Annotated in this window: 18 protein-coding genes; 2 read left to right on the forward strand and 16 right to left on the reverse strand. The window is 48.1% G+C overall.

All coding sequences use genetic code 11. The features are described 5' to 3' along the window. Window positions 1–14: 14 nt before the first annotated feature. From recR to CWE07_RS02365, 15 genes are all read right to left on the reverse strand, one after another. A complete protein-coding gene (gene recR, locus CWE07_RS02295; protein ID WP_111568302.1) occupies window positions 15–614 on the reverse strand; it encodes a recombination mediator RecR in 600 nt (199 codons plus the stop codon). A gap of 52 nt (window positions 615–666) precedes the next feature. Next, window positions 667–999: a YbaB/EbfC family nucleoid-associated protein gene (locus CWE07_RS02300; RefSeq protein ID WP_111568303.1), complete on the reverse strand. Its 333-nt coding sequence runs from the start codon at window positions 997–999 to the stop codon at window positions 667–669. Between the two features lie 102 nt (window positions 1,000–1,101). After that, a complete protein-coding gene (gene dnaX, locus CWE07_RS02305) occupies window positions 1,102–3,171 on the reverse strand; it encodes a DNA polymerase III subunit gamma/tau (RefSeq protein WP_111568304.1) in 2,070 nt (689 codons plus the stop codon). A 70-nt stretch (window positions 3,172–3,241) separates the two neighbouring features. Beyond that, on the reverse strand, window positions 3,242–3,784 hold the full coding sequence (locus CWE07_RS02310; protein WP_111568305.1) for an adenine phosphoribosyltransferase: 543 nt from the start codon (window positions 3,782–3,784) through the stop codon (window positions 3,242–3,244). A 64-nt stretch (window positions 3,785–3,848) separates the two neighbouring features. Further along, entirely contained in the window at window positions 3,849–4,226 is a 378-nt protein-coding gene (locus CWE07_RS02315) for a response regulator (protein ID WP_111568306.1), read from the reverse strand. A gap of 106 nt (window positions 4,227–4,332) precedes the next feature. Further along, complete coding sequence (locus tag CWE07_RS02320; RefSeq protein ID WP_111568307.1) at window positions 4,333–5,751, reverse strand: 2OG-Fe(II) oxygenase family protein; 1,419 nt, start codon at window positions 5,749–5,751, stop codon at window positions 4,333–4,335. A 417-nt stretch (window positions 5,752–6,168) separates the two neighbouring features. Further along, window positions 6,169–8,127 (reverse strand): alpha/beta hydrolase family protein, encoded by a 1,959-nt coding sequence (locus CWE07_RS02325; protein WP_111568308.1) that lies wholly within the window; start codon window positions 8,125–8,127, stop codon window positions 6,169–6,171. Between the two features lie 470 nt (window positions 8,128–8,597). Beyond that, window positions 8,598–11,531, reverse strand: coding sequence for a TonB-dependent receptor plug domain-containing protein (locus CWE07_RS02330; RefSeq protein WP_111568309.1), 2,934 nt, complete (start codon window positions 11,529–11,531; stop codon window positions 8,598–8,600). Between the two features lie 185 nt (window positions 11,532–11,716). Further along, a complete protein-coding gene (locus CWE07_RS02335; RefSeq protein ID WP_111568310.1) occupies window positions 11,717–13,099 on the reverse strand; it encodes a tetratricopeptide repeat protein in 1,383 nt (460 codons plus the stop codon). Then, window positions 13,099–13,713 carry an energy transducer TonB gene (locus tag CWE07_RS02340; protein WP_111568311.1) on the reverse strand — a complete coding sequence of 205 codons (615 nt, stop codon included), beginning with the start codon at window positions 13,711–13,713 and terminating at the stop codon, window positions 13,099–13,101. Before CWE07_RS02340 ends, CWE07_RS02335 begins: the two co-directional genes overlap by 1 nt. A gap of 1 nt (window position 13,714) precedes the next feature. Next, the gene (locus CWE07_RS02345; protein WP_111568312.1) at window positions 13,715–14,116 is read right to left on the reverse strand and encodes an ExbD/TolR family protein; all 402 of its coding nucleotides are present in this window, start codon (window positions 14,114–14,116) and stop codon (window positions 13,715–13,717) included. Between the two features lie 12 nt (window positions 14,117–14,128). Beyond that, window positions 14,129–14,656, reverse strand: a complete 528-nt coding sequence (locus tag CWE07_RS02350; RefSeq protein ID WP_111568313.1) for a MotA/TolQ/ExbB proton channel family protein — start codon at window positions 14,654–14,656, stop codon at window positions 14,129–14,131. A 2-nt stretch (window positions 14,657–14,658) separates the two neighbouring features. After that, window positions 14,659–16,020, reverse strand: a complete 1,362-nt coding sequence (locus CWE07_RS02355; protein ID WP_111568314.1) for a MotA/TolQ/ExbB proton channel family protein — start codon at window positions 16,018–16,020, stop codon at window positions 14,659–14,661. Then, window positions 16,017–16,802, reverse strand: a complete 786-nt coding sequence (locus CWE07_RS02360; protein ID WP_111568315.1) for a DUF3450 domain-containing protein — start codon at window positions 16,800–16,802, stop codon at window positions 16,017–16,019. The genes CWE07_RS02355 and CWE07_RS02360 overlap by 4 nt, the downstream gene beginning before the upstream one ends. A gap of 361 nt (window positions 16,803–17,163) precedes the next feature. Continuing rightward, window positions 17,164–19,872, reverse strand: a complete 2,709-nt coding sequence (locus tag CWE07_RS02365) for a TonB-dependent receptor plug domain-containing protein (RefSeq protein WP_111568316.1) — start codon at window positions 19,870–19,872, stop codon at window positions 17,164–17,166. A gap of 357 nt (window positions 19,873–20,229) precedes the next feature. Here CWE07_RS02365 and CWE07_RS02370 point away from each other — a divergent pair, with 357 nt between their 5' ends. Continuing rightward, window positions 20,230–21,243, forward strand: a complete 1,014-nt coding sequence (locus CWE07_RS02370) for a class I SAM-dependent methyltransferase (protein WP_111568317.1) — start codon at window positions 20,230–20,232, stop codon at window positions 21,241–21,243. A 3-nt stretch (window positions 21,244–21,246) separates the two neighbouring features. Next, window positions 21,247–21,783, forward strand: a complete 537-nt coding sequence (gene priC / locus CWE07_RS02375; protein ID WP_111568318.1) for a primosomal replication protein PriC — start codon at window positions 21,247–21,249, stop codon at window positions 21,781–21,783. A gap of 51 nt (window positions 21,784–21,834) precedes the next feature. Here priC and CWE07_RS02380 read toward each other — a convergent pair whose 3' ends face one another. Continuing rightward, window positions 21,835–24,747: a TonB-dependent receptor domain-containing protein gene (locus CWE07_RS02380; protein WP_111568319.1), complete on the reverse strand. Its 2,913-nt coding sequence runs from the start codon at window positions 24,745–24,747 to the stop codon at window positions 21,835–21,837. Between the last annotated feature and the right edge of the window lie 164 nt (window positions 24,748–24,911).

The raw sequence follows: 24,911 nt of genomic DNA on the forward strand, positions 1-24,911 counted from the left end.
GATTAAATGCAGGGTTAGAAGCTTTTGCGCCCATTAAAGGCGTGACTTAAGGTGGTGTGGTCGACGTATTCTAGTTCACCACCAACTGGCACACCGTGAGCAATGCGTGACGCATTGACACCATGCTTGCGCGCCAGGTCGCCAATGTAGTGCGCCGTGGCATCGCCTTCAACCGTTGGGTTGGTGGCGAGGATCACTTCATTAATCTCGCCTGCGCCAAAGCGTGCTTCAAGTAAATCTAAGCCAATCTCACGCGGGCCAATGCCATCTAGGGGCGATAAGTGGCCGAGCAGAACAAAGTACTGGCCATTAAATTGTGAGGTTTGTTCAACCGCAATGACATCTGCGGGTGACTCGACGATACACAACAGCCCGCTTGCGGCGCGTGAGTCGTCGCTGCAAATATGACAACGTGTCCCTTCGGTCAGAGTTCGACAGGTATCGCAGCGGCCGACAACGGCCACTGCGTGGGCCAATGCTTCTGCTAACCCAGTCGCACCGTCACGTTGGCGCTCCAGCAATTGAAATGCCATACGCTGTGCCGACTTCTGACCAACACCGGGCAATATTTTCAATGCGCGAATCAAACTCGCGATGGCCGGACTGAATTGCATACTTTGACTACCTTATTCACATCGCTATCAAACTAGTCTGCTGACGCAGCGTTTAGAAAGGTAGTTTCATACCTGGTGGTAAGCCCATACCGCCAGCTAAGCCAGCCATATGCTCTTTATTGGCTTCTTCAACGCGACGTACGGCGTCATTCGTGGCCGCTGCAATTAAGTCTTCCAGCATTTCCTGCTCTTCTGCGTCGCCGAGTAAGCTTGGGTCGATAGCCACGCGCTTAACATTGTGGTTGCCATACATGGTGACTTTCACCATACCTGCACCGGCTTCACCGACGACTTCCATTCTTGCCAGCTCTTCTTGCATCTTCTGCATTTTTTCCTGCATCTGCTGAGCTTGCTTCATCATGTTGCCCATACCGCCTTTAAACATGCGTAATCTCTCTCTTTAAATAAGTGAATGCTTTCAATGATGTTCAAATTGAAGATAATTATACAGCCCGAGGCCAACTTTGACCATGCTCAAGGTCGCAGCCTAATTGATTTTCACACTCGACTCGTCAAGGGTGGCATCAAAACGCTGCACTAAATGTTGAATCACCGGATGCGTTTTGACCCGTTGCATCGCATGCTCTGCACGATAGTGATCAATCGCTTGCTGAATCATATACGGCGTGTGCTGCACCTCAGCGAAACTAATCTCCAAAGCCGCGTCACCAATCAACTGGCGCACTAACGCTTCAATACTTTGCAAAGCTTGCGGGGTACACATTACCTGCTGGCCTTGGTCTATCACCAACTGATACCCCTCGCCTTCGCGGCGCATACGTGAATTCAATAACACCTGACGCAGACGCCCGCTGGCTTGCATGTTATCGATAGAAGCGCTCCAACTATCGACTTCAGCTGCACTGCGGGTGTCAGGTGTTAGGGGTGCTTTTTTTTTTGCTAGCAAGGCCTCTCGGGTCGCTAAAATACGCTCTAAATCGGTACTGGCTGCCGGCGGCGTCTGCTGCTGCGACGCTGGCTGCGGCTGAGACCGTTGTGGCAGGGGTTCTGGTTGCGCGCGTTCCGGCTGAGCCAGTTCCTGTGCATGCGCTTGTGGCATCTGACTTGCTGCCTGTTGCATAATCGAATCTTGCTCTTGGGCAAGCGCCTGCATATCTTCAGGACTGATATAATCATCGTCCTCGTCGTACTCCGGGTAGAAGTCAACGTTCGGTTCAGGTTTTGTCTGCGGTTGGCTTTGAGCTTGGGTTGCCACTTCGGGCTCGGTGCTTGAAGCTTGTTGTTGTTGCTGCGGCTGCTCGGGCTGCTGCACTGCTTCTTCAACTAATTTGGCAGGCTCGACCTTGTCTGTGCTTTCAGCTTGCGCAGGCGCCTCAGGCTTAGAATGAACAGCTTGCGATGGCGCTGTCTCGGCTTGATTGCTTGGCTGCGCAGGATTCGCTTGCTCTACATCAACACGGGCTTGGGCGTCTTCCAACGCACTGGTAACCTGATCCTGCGGTTGAAACGCCAGCATCCGCAACAACGTCATCTCAACTGCCGTGTAGGCATCAATGCCGTGAGGCAATTCACGACGCCCTTCCAGCACCATGCGATAGAGCACTTGCACATACTCAGGCATGATTTGCACGGCTAACGACTGCAATTGCGGCATATCTTTAAAAATATCCGTATCCGCAAAGGCTTCGCTGACTTGTAACAATGCGATTTGGTGCAGCGCATTTTGTAGTTCCGGCAGCACCACGCTAATGTCCGACACTTTGTCCTGCATGTCGCGCAACGCCTGCAACGTACCAGCAGCGTCCGCATTCACAATCAATTGCAGCAGCCCCAGCACTTGGCGGCCTTCAATATGACCCAGCATATCGCGCACTGAATCCAGGCCTACCTGCTGATTACCTTGAGCAATGGCTTGGTCAGTTAAGCTTAAGGCGTCGCGCATACTGCCGCGCGCCGCACGCGCCAGCAATGTCAGCGCCGCAGGTTCAAACGGCAGACTTTCAGCGCTTAAAATATGGGCCAGTTGCTGACTAATTTCTTCGCGCGTTAACGCACGTAAATGAAACTGCAAACAACGCGACAACACGGTAACGGGTAATTTTTCAGGATCAGTCGTCGCGAGTAAGAATTTGACGTGTTCTGGGGGCTCTTCAAGGGTCTTTAACAGCGCGTTGAATGAATGACGTGACAGCATGTGAACTTCGTCAATCAGGTAAACTTTATAGCGACCACGGGTCGGACGATACTGTACGTTGTCCAGCAGTTCGCGGGTGTCCTCAACCTTGGTACGTGATGCCGCATCAATTTCCAGCAAGTCGACATAGCGCCCTTGGTCAATTTCCAAGCACGTGTCGCATTGCCCGCAAGGCGTCGCGCTGATACCTTGCTCGCAATTCAGGCTTTTGGCCAAGATTCGCGCAATCGTGGTTTTTCCCACGCCGCGCGTTCCGGTTAACAGATAGGCATGATGCAAACGCTGATGGGTTAAGGCATTGGACAGAGCCTGCAACACATGCTGCTGACCCACCACTTGAGCAAACGTCTGAGGTCGCCACTTACGCGCTAATACCTGATATTCACCCGTGCTTGTTGCCATGCGATTCCTCAAACCCTATAAAAATAATACCGACCAATATGGCGTCAACTAACCTAGGCCAATGACAGACTTAATCGTACGCGCAAATGGCATAGCATGGAACACCTGATTGTTCGATTCTTTCACGCCCGGGTAAACTTTTCAGTTCGATTAAAAATGCCGCTTCAACCACGGTCGCACCACTATGAGCCACTAAATCGGCTGCTGCACGCATGGTACCGCCGGTCGCCAGTAAATCATCAATCAATAGCACGCGATCATTGCGATTCAACGCATCTTGATGCAGCTCCAGGGTGTCGTTGCCATACTCTAAACTATAAGACTGCGAATGCACCGCCCGCGGTAATTTGCCTTTTTTGCGCACTAAAGTCATGCCGCAACCTAAGCGATCGGCCAAGGCCGCCGCGAATATAAACCCGCGTGCTTCAATACCCGCAATTTGGGTCAGCCCTTGGTCTTGATAGCGCTCGGTCATCACATCCAAAATCAAGCGTAACGCTTTGGCGTCGGCCAAGGTACTGGTGATATCGCGAAATACAATCCCCGGTTTCGGGTAATCTTGAATGCTGGTAACGGTGGAACGAATATAGGCAAGTTGCTGTTCAACAGACATAGCACACCTTGGAATCACAGGGAGGGTTGCACGGGCGTGCTATCAGCACACCCGCAGCACGAATCTAAGCAACGTGGCGTGGTGCCAAACGCTGAATTTCAGTTAACAGCATGTGCTGTTCAACGGGCTTCGCCAACACAGCATCCGCCCCTAATTTGACCGCTTTATCCGCAATTTGACGCGGATCATCGGTAGTCATGAACAATAGTGGTGTTTGTTCGTAGCCTTTTACATCGCGTAAATTTTTCAGCAATGTCAGGCCATCCATCAACGGCATTTTATGGTCGATTAACACCACGTCATACAATGATTTTTTAGCTTGGTTTAACCCACCTAAGCCGTCTTTGGCACGGGTCACCTCGAAAGGCGTTTCGGCTAGGATAGAAAGAATCTGCTGTGCAGTGCGGTCTTTGTCTTCGACCAACAGAAGTTGAAGGGTCATGCATAACCTCAGTCTAAAAATTCGACGCAGATCTTACAAGATCAGAGCAGCACATGAAAGACAAATTCAGCTTGTACGATCAGCTTTCTCAGCCTAAGCAGGAACCCTAAGCAGGAACAATGTCCAGTGCGACACTCAAGCGCGGCTGGCTCGCAGAAAAAGGCGCGGTGCCATGCCACATGTAAGACGGAAACAACACTAAATGTCCAACTTCGGGTTTGACCCAATGTTCAACCTCTAGTTCCGGTTCGGTTGGCATCATCGGCTCACCCAGCTTTAACCAGCCAGACTTAGTATCTGCGTCATCCACGCCATCCGGTAATTGAATATAGCAGGCAGATGAAATCCAGCCATGCGGATGAACGTGATTTTCGTGGAATCCGCCCGATTGCAGCCATACCGACCAAATACCATCGATTGCCCACTGCCCGGTATTGCGCCGCCGAAGTGGGTGCTCACCCTGCCCGACTTGCGCCAGATGCCGCGCAATCGGCCCCGCAATCGCTTGCTCAAACGCATTAATCACAGGTTGGTTATAACTTAAGATGTCCGGCAATTGACTTCCACTGCGTACCGACTGTCCAAACGGATGGGTCTTAAACGGGTGCAGCGATTTTAATGCACCAGCTAAATCATCGATATATGCCGCCAAACTCGACCAGCCAGACGGCACATCGAGCTCAGTTCTAGTCACTAAGGTGTCGTAATCGTACAGTGCGCGGTAGGCATCCAGGTGCTGCTGTTGACCATGTTGCAGGTACAACAAACGCAGCGCAGTCGCTTGGCACGCTATGGCTTGCTGACTTAAAGGGTCAATCGCACTGGCTCGATTAGCCGCCTGCAACGCTTGTTCAGCTTCACCTGTGGCTGCATATGCGTAGCTGGCAGTAATAAGTGATTGTAAGGTGTCAGGGTAATGTGCAAGCAAGGACTGAGTGAACACTCGGGCACGCGAAGCATCGTGCAACTGGATACTATTAAAAATCGCCGCTTCCAGTAGCGGCCCTGCGCTAGGCCATTGCTCAACTGCACGCTGTAGAATAATTTGAGCGGCGGATAAATCCCCCGCATACTCATAAACTTGCGCTCTCAGCAACAGTAATGGAGGGAGCAATTGACGTTTTAAAGCAGTATCGATATGCTGCATGGTGGAGCCAATATCAGCGGTTAACATCCAAGTTAACTGCGCCCATTCCCGTTGTGCATCAAAGTTGTCAGGCTGCAAGTGTATTGCATTCAAATAAGCATCTGCAGCAGCCTGATAGTGCTGCAATCCCATTAGCGAACGCGCTAACACCAACCATGTTTGTGGCGCTTTAGAGCCCTTTTTTAATGCCATACGCGCATGACTTTGTGCAGCATCAAACCGCTTCATATCGCCATACATAGACGCTAAGTTGTGTTCCGCAACATAACTTTGAGGAAATTGCTGTTGCGCTTGAGTGTACAACTGCAACGCAACTTCATATTGACGTGATTGCTTGGCACGCTGCGCCATTTGCGTTAGCCGGGTGAGCGTATCCATTTTAAAACTAACTTACTTGCTAAAGAACTGAATGACAGCTAACACAACGGGTAGTAACGCGATTCCTACAAAAGCTAAGGCCCCTAATAAAAGGTGCCAGTTCGTGCTTTCCTCACGAAAGTTCTGATTATCAGCCATGGTCTAACTCCAACAACAATTAATATAATTGTCGGTATGTTACTGCAAAGCTCTGTAAACTAAAAGTAGGACGGTTGCGGCGAGTTGATTCAAATCAACCGAACTGACAGCTCGTTTATACTGTAGTGCTATTCAGCAGCGAGACTCAGTGGAGGCGGGCCCACCTCCCGAAGGGTAAAGCTGCCGCCACTGCTACTGATGTTGCTTTAGCACATGTTAATGCATGGATTCAGAGGCATGGTGAACGCCATTCTCCATGTGTACCATCTCGGCCAAATATTACTCATCATCACCTATATAGCGGTCAAAGAACGCGAGCATTCTGGTCCAACGCTCTACGTTATTTTCGGGGTTGAAGAAACCATGCCCTTCATGCTCTTTCACCATCCACTCTACAGGGTGGTTTTTGGCCTGTAGTGCATCCCGTAAACGGTATGCATGGGTGATAGGAACTCGTATGTCCTCTTCCCCATGAATAATAAATACTGGCGCTTTCAGTTTGTCCACGTTATGAACTGGAGATTGAGAGATCCGTTCCTCTGGAGTGCTCGGCAAAACCCGGTTTAAATAACGTACACCCGATTCACGTTGCGGTATATCACCCTCTTCGAACATAAGATCTAAATCAAATACGCCTACAAAACCAACTGTGCATTTATATAAATCTGGCTCACGGATAGCGCTTTGAAGTGCTGCGTAACCTCCATAAGAGCCTCCATACGCACACACTCTATCTATATCAATAATACCCCGCTCAGCTAAGTGATGTACACCGTCAGTCATATCATCAATCATCAAGGTTCCCCAACGTTTATACCCAGCTTCCTCAAATGACTGGCCATAGCCGCCCGAACCTCGAAAGTTAGGTTGTAAAACGGCATAACCATGCTGAGCTAAAACTTTTGCATCTGAATCAATTGAAGCAATAGAGTCACGAGGCCCATGAGGTCCGCCATGTGGTAGCATGATTAGCGGCAAATCCTTGGCTTCTACACCATGCGGCAATGTTAAGACAGCTTCAATATCCTGACCATCTCTCGCTTGATAAATATACGACTGCGTACGAGGCAAAGTGGCATTCGCTAGCCACGGTTGGGCTTGAGCAAGCACTGACAATTGATTTTCTTCACGATCAAAGAAATAAAAGGTAGTGGGCACATTTGCCGATCCAACTCGAACAATCAACTTATTGTTATCAGTTGTAGCTGAGGTTATATTTACACTTTGACTCGGAAATGCACCAATTAAACCCTCTAAAATGTCAACATAGATTTCGTCTTTGGTACCACCAAAAAGAGCAACATGAATGCCTTCATATTCATAAAAGGCTCCTACTACCTCGCCTGGTCTTCCACGATTAATGCTAAATATTGGACTTAGATCAGTGTTCGGATGAACAGCCAATATTTCTTCTTCCATCGTCTCTAAGTCAAGGATTGAGATTGCTGTCGTGTCAGTTTCACTTCTACTTACGCCAACAACTGCAGTGTCACCGTTAACAAACGCGACTGGCGAAAAACCCATATCAAATTCATTATGAGATGATATTGCATTCCATGAATTTCCTTCTCGCAGCATAATTGTACGCTTAGAGTTATCCTGCGGGTCCACTCCGATAGCTATTCTTGGAATTCCATTCCCATCCGTAATTACATTCACCCCTCCCTCGCGGCTATTTCGTAAAGGGATGCGTCCTTCGCTTCGTTTGCGACCGCCATCTATACGCATTCTATACACATCGAGAAAAGGTTCCCGATGAGTGAAATTCTGCTGAAAGATTAAAATATTTTCGGGCTCATCTGGAAGCCAATCTACCACTTGAGCAAATACTGGTTCCCTATCTCTTGATCTGCGACCTGTAAGAATTTCACGACGCGAACCATCAGCGTTCATAGCCATAATTTCACCAGTGGGAACTGGCACAGCTAGCGCGCCCGCTTCACGAGCCATCGTCATTATTAGACGTTCGTTTGTAGCCCAGTGAAAACTACCTATTCTCTCCCGACCAGAGCCTTCGGCGGCTGATAATGGCTGCATATTCTCGATGTCCAGAACAGTTAGACGAATGTTGCCATCTTCCATTCGACTAGAAGCCGCTAGATAATTTCCTTCAGGTGATATTTTAATATCCAAATATTGCGCATGCCGAGCGTAATCTTCTAAAGTCGGGATCTGCTCTGCGCTAGCTGCAGTGCTAGCAAAAATCAAAGAGACATAGACTAAAATATATCTGACCATTCTCAAGTTTCCTTACGTAAGGGAGAAATTCTATTCATTAAAAAATTGTATCTAAAAATATCAAACTTATTACTTAAAAAAAACCTCTCTTGAAACTAAGTGCAGCGGACAAGTAACACTAGCTAACGAGGTATTGCTCTTCATTCCGATTTAAGGTCAGCGCACTGTTCATTCCATCTGTACAAATTACCTTCCAAAAGTTCAAATTCACGGGGGACTTTGTTCTTTGATGAATCATTTAATATTGCCTTGTAGCCAGCACAATTTGTTTGACCGAGTAATACTCTAATTTAATGGCATAGTAATCATAAAATTTTCATCATACACAAATTCATCATCCTTGAAGGTTGTTATACTGAGGAACCAGCATCTCATACTAACTAGATTTTAACTAAAAAAGCCCAGATCATACAACTTGACCTGGGCTTGCTTTAGTGATCGGCACTATTTAATAAATATTCGTTCGCTACTTAGAACTGATACTCAAGATTCAAGAACGCACGACGTCCAATCAAATCATACTGCGAATACAAGGCTGAGTTACCAACCGCTGATGCATAACTGGGGCTGACACGTGGTGGATGCGTATCAAAGATATTAGCAACACCAAGCGTCACTTCAAAATTATCCCATGTCCGAGCAACTGAAGCGGTGTGATAAAACACACTTGAAGCCTCTGAAACAAAATATGCTTCTATGCCGCGATAAGTAATATTTCTACCGTTAGTATACGCATCATAATTGTCAACACTTCCGTAGTAACGTGTCTGCCAATTATACTTCCAGTCACCATTCTCGACACTCAAATATGCAGTACCAGAATGGCGAGGATTACCCAAACGCCCTACATAATTTATTTCTGGGCTATCAACAAATTGCTGATATGTACGCTCAAACTGGATCGTATGATTCAATGTAAAACGAACAAAACCAATTGGCGTATCATCCATGTAGCTGAACATAATGTCAGAACCACGAACACGCTGAGACGCAACATTTAAGAAACCGCCGTAGATTTCGTCAATACCCCAGTCGTTGCCAGTGCCATCGTGACGCGTTATTTGACTACATAATGGTTCATTAGCGAAATCCTCCGAGAAATAACAGCCATTCACTACGTCCATACCACCAACGTTGTCAACCTGACCTGAAATTTCAATATCGTAGAGGTCAATTGAAGCACCAAAGCGATTATCAACTGTGCTCCATACGACACCTAAACCATTTGATACCGAAGTTTCTGCTTCTAGAACACCTGCTCCTCCGCCTGTATACGAAGTCATAGACGCATTCGGAACTGCATAATCAGCAGGGACGCCAGCTAAAGAACAGTTACCTGCAAGCAGCTCGCTTATAGAACCCTCTTCAAGTCTCGCACCCCAATTTAAGCATGGGTCATTATTTTGAGAAATGAAGCTTGTCTGATTCTCTAAGAATAGTTCGAACAAGGCTGGCGCTCTAAACGAAGTACCACGTGAAGCCCTAACTCTAAATCCGTTACCTACTGTCCAGTTAGCTCCAACTTTATATGTCGTGCCGCTTCCATAAGTACTGACATCGGTCCAACGGCCAGAAGCAGTCAGGTCGAAAGATTCCATAAAAGGCAAATCGCGAACTACTGGAATCTGAAGTTCCCCATAAAAGGCGGTAGTTTCTGCCGAACCTTGAGTTATACCCGCAGAGGTAGAGCCCCACGCGTTACCTTGTAACGTCTGCTCACCAGGGGTATCTACGATCTCATCCGTTTGATAAGAAAAACCAAATGCGGCACCAACTTGTCCTGCTGGCAGCTCGTAAAGGTCACCTGTAATATAGGCATCGAAAGTATCTTGTTTATAGTAAGTACGTCCTCTCTCCTCGCCAAACAGGAAGTCGCGGACATCCTGAGAAAACTCACCATTTATGAACTCGGGTGTAAACCAAGGAACCTCTACGCAAGGGCGATTAGAAATCGACGTTACAACACCAGAGCAGGGATCACCCCATAGCACGTCGTGCGAAAGCTCTAATGAATCTTCGTAAATTAACTTGGTATCATACGTGCCTCGGTTGAACGAGCGCTGGTAAGAAGCGTCCCAATTCCAAAAGCCAATGGCTCCCTCAAAACCAACAACTCCACGAACATAATCGATCGTTGTGGTGCTGCCAGAGTGATCCGTAACTGGTGTTGGATCGTAGAACATGTCTCCGTCAAATCCGTCAACAACGCCACCAGGAATGAAGGGTTCCCAAAACTGTCGGTAACCTGCAATTTGAGTCTCCCGACGGCTATACATCAGCTCACCGTACATCGAGATATTATCAGACAGATCATAATCGAACTGGCCAAACAAAGAGGCAACTTCCTGACGAGGAATCATTGATTGATTATAAACAAAAGGATGATTAGCATTTGTCCAACCATCTGACTCATAATCAAATCCTACAGGATACCAGCCCTCTGGAACTGACATATCACCAGGGTTAACTGCGTTATATTGAGGGCGCCCAGCCGCCGCATGCGAACCGTCATAATCATATACGAGACGTCCTCCTAGGTAGTTCTCAGCACCACCGTCCCATAACCACATCGCAGACTCAAGTGCATTACAATGAAACTCACCAGTTCGCGGGTCGATTGGATCAACACGTTCGTTTGTCTCACGATCGAAGAAATATCGAGGCTGGCAACCAAAGTAATCACGGTCGCCTCGCTTTAGTTCCTGATCTAAACGGTAATCACCGACTACCCGCCAAGACCCTGCTGAGAAGCTTCGTCCTAGTGTTCCGTTGATGCGATAGGTCTCACCACCGGATTCGAATGGCTGTGTTACGTTCACATTGATAGAAGAGTCATCACCTCGCTTGGTGATTATGTTGATTACCCCGGCTACGGCATCCGAACCATATAGAGAAGACGCGCCATCTTTCAAGATTTCTACACGCTCGATTGCAGAAATAGGCAACGCATTCATATCAAACGCGCTCACTTCGCCCCTGGTGCCGGCAGGACCAGCTCGGCGACCATTTAACAAGACGAGAGTACGATTTGCACCAAGCCCTCTCATGGAAATAGATTCGTTGCCAGCACCACCTGCAGTCACGCTGCCGACGCTCATTGCTGAAATTAATTGATTAGAGCCACTTGCAACAGTAGCAGTACGCAGTAGCTCCCCAACTGTATTGATGCCCATTTCAGTCGCCATTTCGGCGCTAATCACTTCAATTGGGGTATCACTGTCTAAACCATCGCGACGAATACGTGAACCTATAACTGAGATGCGCTCAGATGACGACGTAGCGATTGTTCCAGAATCAGAATCCGTTGCTTGTTCTTGAGCGAATGCAGCTGGTATGACTGCATAGGCACCACCAGCAATTAACGCCGTACGCAGCGTAGTTGTTAAGAGAGAGTTGTTAAACATGATCAAGCCCTACTTTAATAATTTTTTTGTTTAGCCGCTGTGCTAAAGATGCATGCGGATAGCTTGATACTAAGTGATTTCAATAAAAATAACAAACGTTAAAATGTAGTGTTAAGCAAATAAAGACATAAAAAAAGCTGCTCTAAACTTTAGAGCAGCTTTTTGTAAGGATGACTATACAGCCATTACAGGCTCACGCCTCGGCGCTCAGCAGTCGAACGAATGTAATTCGCCCAACTCTCTGCGTTACGACGCTGGTCACTGTAACGAGCTGCATTTTCAGCTGCTCTTACAGCCTCCGCATAACGCTCATTGTAAAAATGAGCTTCTGCTAAAGACATATACACGCGGCCTATCGAACTATCACCAGATGCTGCTGTCTCGATTGCCGCAGTAAATGCACGAGTTGCCTCCACATAGTTACTAGCTAGCAACAATGAGTTACCTCGGCGGCGATGGTAGTCGTGACGCTCCTGACGAGAGTCAGTTGCTTCCACAGCCTGAAGATACATATCATTAGCACGATTAAACTCGCGTGCTGCATGATAGGAACTAGCGGCAATCGACCAATTACGTCCAGAGCTTTCAATATCGCCCGACTCTAAATGACGTCGCATAACCTCTGCTGCACGGTATGGAATCATATTGTTAGAGTACATCTGCGCGAGTGCCCTAAAATCGTTTTGCTGCTCTAGAAATCCAGCAAGGTAAGCCAATTCAAGGGTCGCCAAACCGCGGTCATACTGTTCTTCTTGGAAATAAAGCATTCCAAGCTGAGCCCACCAACGCTTCTCAGTTGGGAGTGTTTGCACACCCTCTTCCAAGACACGGATCGCATCTGCAGTACGCTGCAATTCAAAGAAGGCTGCAACCTGAAGAACAAACGGATTGCGATTTGGTTCACGCATGTAATGTAACGCCTTACGTGCCAGCGGAATTACTTGCTCGTAATTGTTCAGCTCAAGATGAGAGTTTGACATCCGAACGAATACATCTGGATCAAGCTCACCGGTGAACTGAATCCAACGCTGGTAGTAACGCAGTGCGTCGCTGTAATTCTCTTCTTGTAAGTTCAAGTTCGCAAGTAGAAGCATAGCTGCCGCTTGATCAGAGAAACCAAGAATATCTAAGTCCACAGCCTGCTGAAGTGTACTTAAAGCTCGTTCTGGCTGCTCATTCGCCGCATACATGTTGCCAAGAAAGCGATTAACATATGCGACATCATAGTCACCACGAGGACTTGCGCCCTCAAGGATTTCTATCGCACCAGGAATATCGTCCTCCTCGTAAGCCTCAAAAGCCTGCATTATACGACGTCCAATCCGCTCACTGGCAGCTTGGTTGCGTCGAGAATCTCGAGCTTGTTGAACCTCAGATGGCGACGGAATGCGAAAGCCAATATCGATGTTGTCAGTTCGGCGTTGACGGTCGACAAATGCTTCCTGACGCTCCTGCTGTTGGACTTCTTCTTGGCTCATCTCCTCCTGCGCATATACAGTCGAAGACAGCGAAGATAAACCTAAGCCTAGCGCTACCGCACCTGCAATAATTGCATATTTAAATGTCATTATTGCCCCTCCATCGTAAAGTCAAGCTGCACAGTCAAACCTTCCTGACGTTGAGCGACGCCATCAACAATACGTGGCGCATATCGCCAGCGCATTAATGCACGGCGTGCTTCTTGGTCAAATACTCGGCGTGGTTGAGACTCAATCACCTGAACGTCGGTTACGCCACCAGTTTCATCAATCGTGAAACTTAAGCGCACCCACCCTTCGATACCGTCACGAGCTGCTGCTGGCGGGTAACGGGGTTCAATACGAACGATAGGCTGAGCATCACCGTCTCGACCAAGCCCTGCACCTGGGCCATCCAAGCCAGTGTCAGTACCACCTAAGTCGACGCCGCCCATGTCCATATTAAATGACAGAGTGTCATCTGCCGTGTCAGGCTCAGCATCAGGCTGTTGCGGCGGTGCCTCTGGTGGCTCCGGCTGCGGTGGTGGTGTACGGCGGCGCGTATCCACGTCCTGCTCTGGTGGCTCAGAGACAATGTCAATCCGAGTCGGTGGCTCAGGTGCTTCTGCACGCTGAGCCCCGCCACTGATCAAGAAAGCCATAAAGACAAACAGAGCGAAAGTGACTGCGGCGCCTAGTAAAATCGATACTATTGCGCGCACCATATTAGTCGTTCTCCGCTGCTATTGAAATTTGCGCGATACCGGCGGCTTTAATCTGGTCCATAACCTGAACCACAACCCCATGACGAGCACCTTCGTCGGCTTGAATAACTACCATGTCGGTAGGTTGTTCAGCTAACAGACGCTCGAGGTTGGCAGCCACTCGCTCTACGTCAACCATACGGCGGTCCATCCACACTTCACCATTTTCACGAATAGCAATGAAGATATTCGCTGAAGGCTTTTGTGAGGCTTGTTGGGCTTCCGGACGGTTTACGTCGATACCAGCTTCCTTAACAAACGATGTTGTTACGATAAAGAAGATCAACATGATGAATACGATGTCAAGCATCGGCGTCATATCTGCTGTCGCTTCTTCTTCTTCGCGAAAACGTTTACGTGCCATAATTCTTCTCTCTTAGTGATGTGGCAAACTGTCAAGCAGTCTGTCTTGTTCGCGACGGATGCGTGCATCTAAGCGCGTTACAAAGAACATTCCAGACAGTGCCGCCACCATTCCAGCCATTGTTGGGATAGTTGCCATCGAGATACCGCTAGCCATCAAACGAGGGTTACCCGTTCCTTGTACAGACATAATTTCGAATACTGAAATCATCCCTGTTACTGTGCCTAACAATCCAATCATCGGACAAATCACGATAGTTGTTTTCAACAACAGCATGCGTGCATTCAGATTTGTAGAAACCTCGGAAACCCAGGCTTCACGGATTTTATGCGCATACCAAGACGTCGTATCTTTACGCTCGTCCCAGGCTTTAATGATGCGATCCCGTTCCTTCGGGAACACACCAAACAGGTACCAGTAGCGCTCTATCATAACGATCCACATTAATAAGAGCGCTGCAAAGACGAGGTATAAGACATCGCCACCTGTGGCAATAAAATCCCTGACAGTTTCCCAAAGTCCCATCAGGTATAATTGCATGCTTACTCTCCCTTCTCCGCGTGAGAAGCAATGATGCCAGCAGCTTGTTCATCAAGTACTTGAACGATAGCTTTCGCACGGCCAGCCACAATGCTGTGGATGACGATCAGTGGCAATGCTGCAATCAGACCCAAGGCAGTTGTTACAAGTGCCATTGAGATGTCGCCTGCCATGATGCGCGGGTCACCAGTACCAAATAGCGTGATTGATTGGAACGTACCGATCATACCGATAACCGTACCCAACAGACCCATTAGCGGAGAGATAGCCGCTAGAATCTTAATAATACCAACGCCAGAATCAATCTTAGGTGTTTCACGTAAGATAGCTTCGTCTAACTTAAGTTCCAAAGTTTCAACGTCAGCATGCTTGTTCTCATGGTAAACCTTCAGGATACGACCCAATGGGTTGTTACCTGGGTTTTCAGGGTTTTTAAGCTGTGAACGAATCGCAGCACCCGCAAGGAACAGAGTCACTAACTTGTAGATAGCAATCAGGATACCGATAGCTAATACAACCGTGATGGCGTAACCAACGGTCGAACCTTGGTGATAGCGTTCCATCAACGTTGCGCGCTGAGTCAACAAGCTCAAGATACCACCACGTGAAGGGTCAACGTAAACCGGGGCATAACCTGACGTAGTGCTTTCAAAGTTAGCAGCCGCACGCAAGATATGACCGTCAGGCTGACGACCTAATGGCTGAATTTGGCCAAGGTCTTCGTTGTACAGTAAGTATTCACCATTTGAAATCAGGTTAAACGCACCGATACGCACGATTTCACGTGTCTCAGTACCACCTTCTAACAAGGTTACTTCACCTTGGAAACGGCTGATACGGCCTGATTCACGCATTTCAGTTAATAATGCAATCCACAGTTCTTCCAGCTCAGAAATGTTTGGCAATTCTTGCGCCTCAGCAAGGCTGTCTAACACGTCTTCTCGGCCACGGTACTGAGCACTCACTACTGAGGTTGAAATACGACCGATTGCGTCTGACGCTGAACCACGAATAACACCGAAGATTTCCCCTAAGGTGCCAACCATGTTATCAAGCTCAGTTTCTTTATTTGCGATATCGATTTCATTTTGCGCAAACTCTTGTTGCAGACGCTGACCTCGCTGCTCTTCATTCGAGTATTGCTGCTGTGCTTCACGCAACATTTGCTGACGGTCAGCACGCTCGTCCATAAAACGACGCTCACGCTCTTGATCAATACGCTGCGCAGATTGACGGTTTTCCTGCACAATACGTAGCAGGTCGTCGAGTGAAGTGGCTTGTTGCGCACTTGCAGAGAACGCAAAGCCTGCCGCCATGGTGATACCAGCTGCGGCTGTTACTAAATGCTTAACTACCTGTTTCATTCTGCATTCTCCGGAGCTGCTACTGGTAAACGAACCACGTCAACCTGAGTCTGGTTACGTGCCATACGAATTGCTTGAGTCAACGGGTTCAAGTAACTACCGTCAAGAGATACCCACTCACGCGCTTCGTTGTCCCAACGCCATGCATTGCGTTGATCCAGAGATTGTGCCAGGAAAGCAACACGACCTAAGTGGAAGAAGTCCACTGCAACGGTTTCACCGTTAATAGTCAAGTCACCTTGATAAGCATTCAGTGCAACACCATAGTCCATTTCGGCTTGGTAAGCTTCCATGATCTGACGGAATTTCTCTGAATCAGTTACATTCGAGCGAGTCATGATTTCACGTAAACGCTCAACACGAGCTGTACGGTTTTCATTACGTACTGGAATATCTAACGCCACGAACTCCTCGAGCGAGTCAATCATACGGTACATCAATGGAACCACGCCTTGGCGTGTTTCTTCGATACCGTCGATTTGGCGCTGTAGCGAATTAAGTTGAGACTGTTGGTCTTCAACCAGACGTTGTACGTGATCGTTATAAACACGCAGTGATTCGTACTGACTAACTACTTCGCGATAATCCGCTAATAACTCGCGGCTTTGCTCAAATAGTGAGTCAATACGCTCCTGAGACTGAGCAGAACGATTATGAATTTGAGTTTGCTCGGCTTGCAGACGTGACAAATCAACGTTAGCAGCAACAGTTGCGCTGCCCGCTAATGCCATAGTGCCTACGAGTGCGGCGGCAATTTTGCTTCGTTTGATTACTATGGTCATAGTTCCCAACCAATTTGACTTAACTTTATACTTCAGCGAGGTCACAAGTACCGAATCGGTACGAATTCGCTAACCGAAGCCCAGTTTGTGTGAGTGATGAAATTCAAGTTTTCTACACTAGCAGCTGCCCTTAGGCGAAAAAGGGCACTGCCTGAATACTCTCACTATGTCTGAGAAGTGTCAACAGGGCCGTGTAAGGTTAATAGAAAGAACATAAGCAACATTTTGAAAGTCATGGCGTCAAAATGAAATTCAGAACATTGTTTAGTTATTAAGCTAGAACTACACGCTTAATATATAAAAATGCCGGTCATATGACCGGCATTGACGTTCTCCAAGCAAGGGTTTGAACAATATTGACTTAGAAACGTTGAGTGTAACGGAAGTACATAATACGACCGTATGCGTCATACAGGTTCATGTTGTAGTCACGAACACCGAACGGTACCAACTGTGGCTCTTTCTCGAACGCGTTACGCGCACCAACAGTTAGACGACCATCCCATGCAGTGTTGTAACTTACTTGCAGGTCATGAGTGACCCAGCTACCAACGCTGCCTTCGCGAGTTACGTTGTCGCCAGAACCTGACACTACTGCGTAGGTGCTGCCGATTAAGTTGACGTTCCAACCGAAATCGAAGTCTCCCCAGCTGTAAACGTTATTAAACGTCACACGATCTTGTGGACGACCTTGGTCACGAATGATGTTACGCGACTGACCAGCTTCAGTCAGCTCAAACACGTGGCTCCACTGCAAGTTAGAGCGTAAACGACCCATCTCGCCGAAGTCAAACGTACCTACGATATTGAAATCAATACCGTCAGTTTGTTGAGTACCATCGTTCGCGTAACCACCAGTCACTTCCTGGATGATGCCGCCTTCACGAACAATACCTAAGCCATCAGGAATTGGCGTACCGTCAAGCTCACGGTCAATCATGGTCTGAGCACCGAACAAGCGAATGGTGTCGTTGATTTCGATGTTGTAGTAATCCAACGTCATGTTCAACCAATCAGTCGGCTGATATGCCACACCGATTGACCACTGGCTTGAAGACTCAGAGCTCAGCTCTGGGTTAGCAATGGTAGTTTGACGAACCTGCTGTGTAGGACAGTCAGACTGTGAAATACCTTGTGATTGACACAATACGTAGTCGCGAATACCTGGGTTACCAGATGAAGGCATCATGGTAAGGATATCCAACGACGGTGCACGGAAACCTTCACCCCAAGAACCACGAACAACCAATTCTTGCAGCGGCTGCCAGCGGAAGCCTACTTTTGGTGAGAAGTCGCTACCGTAGTCAGAGTAGTCATCGAAACGACCTGCAACAGTCAACTCTAGGTCTAGGGTTACTGGAATCAAAGTTTCGAAGTACGCTGCAGTGACGTCACGGTCACCACCAGCAGAACTACCTGATGAACCACCGACAACGCCTGCTTCAGACAGTGAATCGTAACGGTCAACGTAGGTTTCTTCACGGTACTCAGCACCGACAACGGCTTGTACGGTACCCGCATTCAGGTCGAATAAATCGAATGCTGCTGACGCGTACACTTCGTCGATTCGGAACTCAGAAACACGTGAAGTCGTAACGTTCATTGAGTTTACGATTGCTTGGTGCGCTGCCATCGCTTCTTCGTTACCTTCATAACGCATCCCGAATGGGTCGTCTAGACGGTAGTAAGCTTGGTTTGGACCAAGTGCTTCAACTTGATCAACTGTGATGTTCGCCGCGTCACGTAACGCTGAGCGCAGCAAGTAGCCACGACCGAAGTCATAGTTTTTAGAAACCGTACGACGAATACCACCGTCGACGTCGACGTTACCGATGCGACCGTCAACACCTAAGTGGAAATCACGAGTGTACAGGTCAGATTCAGTGTCACGGTTACCGATAGCAGCCGTTCTGTGGAAGAAGGCGACGTCACGGTTATCACCAATTGGTGAGCCGTCATTCTGAGTCTCTTGGAAAATCGGGCTCAATGGGTTGGTCGGGTTGTTAATACTGTCCGCCGCTAAAATATCGCCCGGGTCGTTCAGCGTTGGTGCATAACGACCGAAGTACTTAGAACGGCTCAAGCTTGAATTGAAGAAGATATTCCAATCTTGGTTGATGTCGTGATCGGCTTTCAAGAAGATAGCTTGGTTACCAATCGCCGCTTCTTCAGCACTTACCGCAGTATGCTGATAAGAACAACCGTCTAAGCCTGTATTGGGGTTATCACGAATGAAGTAAAATGGCATGCGCTCGCCACCACAGGCGTTTGCAAATGCTTGGCTGGTTGCGTTTGAACCTGGACGACCAGCTGCGGTCAGCTCAGTCCAGTTGTTGCCGTAACCACTCCAAGGCTCTAAATCAACCCACGACTGTGCATTGTTGTAGATGATGTCACGGTTGTTCCACGATACACCACCAATTAGACGAGTAGTGTCAGAAGATGAGCCGAATACGACTGAGCCCTCTTCACGGTCACCGCCTTCGCTCGGCAGGCTAACTGTTGACTCGCCATAGCGCAATTCAACGCCATTAAACTCGCGACGGGTAATAATGTTAATTACACCACCAATCGCGTCAGAACCGTACATCGCTGATGCACCGTCTGATAAAATCTCAATGCGTTCAACCATCCCGATTGGTACAACGTTCAAATCCTGAGAGCTACCTGTCAAAGGTGAAGTTGGTAAACGGCGGCCGTCGACCAATACCAGAGTACGGTCAGCACCCAAGCCACGCATGTTAACAGATGCAGTAGCACCTGATGCGTTACCTGACTGCGGGCGGAACGAACCTGATGTGTTAAAAGTGGTATTACGGATGACGTCAGTAATAGAGTTTTCGCCTGACATGTCAATCGCATCACGGTCAATAACGGTAACAGGTAAAGCGCCTTCCATGTCTGTACGTTGGATACGCGAACCGGTTACTTGGATACGCTCTGGAGTAGCAGCGCTTTCAGTCGCAGCTTCTTGCTCTTGAGCGAAGGTAGCGCCTGACATGACGGCACTAGATGCACCTAGTAACAAAGCATAGCGCACTGATTTAGCTATTTTACTATTGTTATACATAGAATGTTCTCCCTGGAACTTGATTTTTATTGTAACGGAGTGACTTGAATCTCGCTTAGACGACTAAGTTTGTCGCTTCTCGTCCGACCCCATCAGAATCCATACTAATTAACAGGAAATGGAAAGGCAACATTAAATCAAATGTTTCTGAATATATTTGCAACAATCAGGTGCGTTTACGCATCATTTACTCCATATCATTTGATATAGAGGCAAAAATGACGTACTCAACGCGCTCAAAAAATCAGCACAAATTGAAGTCGATTTGCCTAGTTAGGAACTTGAGATTAAGATGCTGGTGAACTGCTTTCGCTTGCCACGCATTGCCCAACTAAAAAGAACTTGAGGAGTATCGATATGCATCATTGGACCACCTACTGGCAAAGCACACCCAGCTTGAATAGTTTTGCCGAAGGTACATCTAGAGACGGTTACAATGGTGAGCTCAAGGCGTTTTGGGACTCGGAATTTGCAGCATGTAATGATTCAGCTTGCATATTAGATTTAGCCACAGGCAATGGTGCTATCGCGTTACTAGCCGCGAAGTACAAGCAAACTCAGGCCCTCCAGTTCAAAATTTTTGCCAGCGATGCCGCAGATATCAAGCCTCTGGAAAATGCTGGTCTTAGCATGCAAGATAAGAAGTTGCTGAGCTGCGTAGATTTTTTCCCGAATACCCGAAACGAAGCGCTAGGCTTCTCAAACGCAAGCTTTGATCTTGTAGTAAGTCAATTCGGCTTTGAATACGGCGCCCCTGAGTCAAGTATCATCGAAATCGAACGAGTCTTGAAACCCGGTGGTCGTGCGGTGCTTTTGGTTCATCATGTAGACTCTTCAATCGTGCAAGATTCAAAAGGGGGGATTCAGGTCTTAAACATGTCTCTTCATGAATCACCTGTTTTTATTCAAGCAGAGCTATGCTTGGAACTACTGCGTCAAGCATCAACGCTTAATAGTAAAGCGCTTTATAATCTCTATCAGGCGAGTACCAGCACGTTAAAATGGGTCATGCAACAACTCAAAACATTGAACAGTAATGCACTAAGCCAAGCTTGGGTTGATGATGTACTATCGCGCGTTGCACAGGTCATGGCGAATCCGGGCCAAGCCTCGACTGAGGCTCAACTGCAAAGTTTAAGAGCTCATTACGCACAACTAACTGAGCATTTAGCTCGTATTTCCGACCAAATTAATGCCGCTTATGATGAAAAACGTAGTCAGCAGCTAAGAAGCTTCGCCCAACAGAGTGCACTGCAAATTGAAATTTCCCCTTTTCATTTGGCTAATGTAGGGAATGAACCAGAAATACGGAACTGCGAAAATAACTTTGCCATGCTTATTCAGTTGCGCAAGCCAGCATTGAAGGCTTAAGTCGTGCACACAGATAATAATTTGCGTAACGCTCTACGCATACTTGAGCAAGAAGCTAAACACTTACCTAAAAACATTAGCAAAACTTGGTTTAGCCCAGAGCTTTTCCATTGCCGCAGCGAAAGAAGTTGTGATTACCTGCAGGAAATTCAAGCTAACCTGCAGAAGTTAGCTGAGTTAAACCCGAGCTCTGAGAGCGCAACCTGGCTTGCTAACCACTTAAGTGAACAATTAAACGCCTTTACCCAGGCTATTTTTCGTGCAAAACGCCCTGCGCCTGCCGTGGCGAGCAAACAAAAGTTACCTTTTGATGAACAGCAAAGCCGTAGCCAGAGCCTCTATGCTGAACTTGCCAAGCACCATGAGTATGAACGCCGGCTGAGTGATAACTTACGCCAAGCTCAAGCGGCCGCCGACTCAGCATCCAGTTCAGAAAGTCATCAGCAGCAAGTATTATTGTGTCAACAACGCTTAATGCGTTGCCAAAAAGCAATCGCCAACATTGAAGCGCAAATTGAACGCCAAACACCCAAATATTAAGCAATAAAAAGGCGCTACCGAAGTAGCGCCTCATAGGTAAGCGTCCAGCAATTAGAAGCTATACGTCACGCCAACAAATGCACGACGTCCAACTAGGTCATATAACGCGTTGCCAACATAGCCTGGCGGGGTTTTGTCTAGCACGTTACGAATACCTGCGTTCACAGTCAGGTTCTCACCAAAGTAATAAGTACCTGAAATGTCATGCGTGGTCATTGAACCCACATAGGCTGGGCCTACGTTTTCATAAGCTTCCAAACGTGGCGTCACGTTGTAAAGCGCAGAACGGTCAATGTAACGCGCTGTCCAGTTCACCGACCAGTCGTTCATACGGTAAGTGTTCGACAAACGGAACTGCCAGCTTGGGTCACCAATTTGGCCATCATTACGGTTATCCAGCTCTGGTTGATCCTGGAACTCATAAGTCACGAAGCGATCCAGATAGTTAACAAACAACGAGCTCGCAAGACGGCCAGGTAGGTCCCAACGGCTTAGTTCGAAGCGATAGTTCAGGTCTAACTCAACACCACGCGTTTCAATGGATGACGCATTCACGTAACCAGACGTCACCGCGGTTAACTGACGCGTTTCGGCGTCGCGCGTGACCTGTGGGCAGAAATCCGTCGATAAACCACCACTCGCGTCCACACAGTTATCAATGATAGTTTGCGCGCCAATACTGACGATCGCGTCATTGATTTCAATGTTGTACACGTCCAAGGTCGCACTGAAGCCTTCAATAAAGGCTGGCGTCCAAACCACACCCGCCGTCCATGAACGCGAGCTTTCAACGTTCAGGTCTGGGTTACCGCCCGATAATGAGGCAATACTTGAGTTAGTTTGACCGACAAAACCTTCTGGCACACCTAGCGCAGCACAGTTATCAATGCGGTTAGGGTTCTGGTTAATCCGCGTGACGTCACATGGATCTGTCACGTTGGTAAAGCCTGGTGAAATTGGGCTAAACGCTTCGTTCACGTTTGGCGCTCGAACCGCTTGACCGATAGTACCACGTAAACGCACATCAGCGATTGGCGCGTACATTAAGCCAACTTTCCACGCGTCAGTCGAACCAACGTGAGAATAATCCGCATAACGATACGCTAAATCCAAAATCAGCTCTTCCACTGCAGTCACACCGCTCAGCAGTGGCAGGTTAACTTCCACGAAACCTTCGGTCACGTCGTACTGACCAAACGAATCTGGCGTCGCCGCGCTGCTGCTTAAGCCCGCTTTGGTAAATGCGTCAGTCGTAGTTTCTGAACTTTCTTCACGCCACTCAAAACCAAACGCCACATCGACTGGGCCACCTGGTAAGCTAAAATAGCTAGCTGTGTCGGTGACGAAAATGGCACCAAAGTACTCTTGGGTAATCACATCTTTGCGGTTTGCGTCATGGCTAACGAAAGCAATCGCTTCGTCACTCGCGTTTTGGCCGAATGGGTTGTAAGGCACACATTCACCGCCGCTATTGACCAAGCCGCCGTTCGGGTCGCGACATACAATGTCACCGTCCGCATTGCGGATAGTATCTACCGCTGCATATAGGTTTGCCTGACGCTGGAAATCAGGCGCTGGCGTGTTGCGAATGATATTGTTGGCCGTGTTACGGTCGTTACGGGTTTCGCCGTAGCCATAGTAAAAGTCGTAGTCTAAGAAGCTATTCCCGATATTTGCCATGCCTTCAATACCCAACACGGTACGGAAAGTTTGGCGACGGTTTTCAGCGGTGCGGTTACCCCAGTCTTCAAAGAACTTTCTAAAACCTACTGTCTCGTGGCCAGCATCCAACAAGATGCCGCGCAACTCATCGTCCAAATAGGGGTTGTCATTGACGTTAATCACCAGGTTATCAAATGACGGTTGGAACTGTTGCTCCACATCAGCCTCAACATACTTAAACTCACCGTAAAAACGCGCTGAGTCGTTCAACTCGTAGCTTAACGTTGAACCCATGATACGGCGGTTCACTTCTGGCTGCAGGTTCACGTAGTCTTGAGTAAAGGCACAGGTTTCACAGCCATTCGGGAAAGAACCATAAGCCGAGGAATTGTCGCCGCCGCGCTCTGGTTGCTGTTGCCAAGAACCGTCCTCAAAAAAACCGTACAAGCGCTGACTATCGCCGCTACCGGCAATAATCACGCCATTACCTGAACGGAAGTCGGTACCGATATTAGGCACATAGATACGGTCAGGGATACCGTCTAAACGCCCGGTGTCTGCAGGGTTCACAATGGTGCCCCAGTTCGCAAACTGGCGTACATCATTTTCCATGGTTTGCTGAATGCGGTTCACACCTAAATGGAAGGTAGCATTACCACGACCACTTAAGAAGTCGCCACCGCCTAGCAAGTTAAATTCGTGGGTACGTGCGCCAACACCTTCGGTTGACGTAGTGGCACGACCTGAAAGCTCAACGCCCTCATAGTTGTCGCGCAGAATCACGTTAATAACACCTGATACCGCGTCTGAACCGTACACAGCAGACGCACCACCGGTCATCACTTCAACACGCTCAATCATCGATGCTGGAATAGTCGATAGATCTACCGCAGCCGAGCCTGGGCTACCTGCAACATGGCGCTTACCGTTAACCAGTACCAATGTACGCGAAGTACCTAAACGACGTAAGTCTGCAGAGCTCACACCACCTGATGCGTTGTTATTACGGTTACCAATTAGGGTGTCAGTCGCGCCGATGGCTGGCAACTCTGCCAAAATCTGACCCAAGTCTGGGCTACCGAAATTACCAATTTCTTCACGACCAATCGAAACCAAAGGTGCCGCTTGCGACAGCTCTGGGCGCGCAATCCGCGAACCGGTAACTTGAATACGTTCAGGACGGTCTGCGACTTCTGAATCTTGCCCTTCTTGTGCGCTAACCACACCGCTGAATGCAGTGCTAGCTGCGCCAAGCATCAAGGCCAAACGAACCGCACGAGCGGTCTTGTGATGAGTTGACATAATTTCTCCCTGGAGCACTGAGTGCTTTGGATGACATAAGGCGCCGTATAATATTGTTGTACGCCGTGGGTCCCACCTTGTGCAAAGTGGAGGCAAGATACTAAGCCAAGCGCAGGGGTTGTTAAAGCATTGAGCAGGCGAAAAAATAACCTTTTTGGGTTATT

The organism is Aliidiomarina maris (genome assembly GCF_003987335.1).
Lineage (GTDB): Bacteria > Pseudomonadota > Gammaproteobacteria > Enterobacterales > Alteromonadaceae > Aliidiomarina > Aliidiomarina maris.

Excerpts from the sequence above, each read along its gene's own strand:
- recR (WP_111568302.1), bottom strand. The coding sequence starts at position 614 with ATGCAATTCAGTCCGGCCATCGCGAGTTTGATTCGCGCATTGAAAATA.
- CWE07_RS02300 (WP_111568303.1), bottom strand. The coding sequence starts at position 999 with ATGTTTAAAGGCGGTATGGGCAACATGATGAAGCAAGCTCAGCAGATG.
- dnaX (WP_111568304.1), bottom strand. The coding sequence starts at position 3,171 with ATGGCAACAAGCACGGGTGAATATCAGGTATTAGCGCGTAAGTGGCGA.
- CWE07_RS02310 (WP_111568305.1), bottom strand. The coding sequence starts at position 3,784 with ATGTCTGTTGAACAGCAACTTGCCTATATTCGTTCCACCGTTACCAGC.
- CWE07_RS02315 (WP_111568306.1), bottom strand. The coding sequence starts at position 4,226 with ATGACCCTTCAACTTCTGTTGGTCGAAGACAAAGACCGCACTGCACAG.
- CWE07_RS02320 (WP_111568307.1), bottom strand. The coding sequence starts at position 5,751 with ATGGATACGCTCACCCGGCTAACGCAAATGGCGCAGCGTGCCAAGCAA.
- CWE07_RS02325 (WP_111568308.1), bottom strand. The coding sequence starts at position 8,127 with ATGGTCAGATATATTTTAGTCTATGTCTCTTTGATTTTTGCTAGCACT.
- CWE07_RS02330 (WP_111568309.1), bottom strand. The coding sequence starts at position 11,531 with ATGTTTAACAACTCTCTCTTAACAACTACGCTGCGTACGGCGTTAATT.
- CWE07_RS02335 (WP_111568310.1), bottom strand. The coding sequence starts at position 13,099 with ATGACATTTAAATATGCAATTATTGCAGGTGCGGTAGCGCTAGGCTTA.
- CWE07_RS02340 (WP_111568311.1), bottom strand. The coding sequence starts at position 13,713 with ATGGTGCGCGCAATAGTATCGATTTTACTAGGCGCCGCAGTCACTTTC.
- CWE07_RS02345 (WP_111568312.1), bottom strand. The coding sequence starts at position 14,116 with ATGGCACGTAAACGTTTTCGCGAAGAAGAAGAAGCGACAGCAGATATG.
- CWE07_RS02350 (WP_111568313.1), bottom strand. The coding sequence starts at position 14,656 with ATGCAATTATACCTGATGGGACTTTGGGAAACTGTCAGGGATTTTATT.
- CWE07_RS02355 (WP_111568314.1), bottom strand. The coding sequence starts at position 16,020 with ATGAAACAGGTAGTTAAGCATTTAGTAACAGCCGCAGCTGGTATCACC.
- CWE07_RS02360 (WP_111568315.1), bottom strand. The coding sequence starts at position 16,802 with ATGACCATAGTAATCAAACGAAGCAAAATTGCCGCCGCACTCGTAGGC.
- CWE07_RS02365 (WP_111568316.1), bottom strand. The coding sequence starts at position 19,872 with ATGTATAACAATAGTAAAATAGCTAAATCAGTGCGCTATGCTTTGTTA.
- CWE07_RS02370 (WP_111568317.1), top strand. The coding sequence starts at position 20,230 with ATGCATCATTGGACCACCTACTGGCAAAGCACACCCAGCTTGAATAGT.
- CWE07_RS02380 (WP_111568319.1), bottom strand. The coding sequence starts at position 24,747 with ATGTCAACTCATCACAAGACCGCTCGTGCGGTTCGTTTGGCCTTGATG.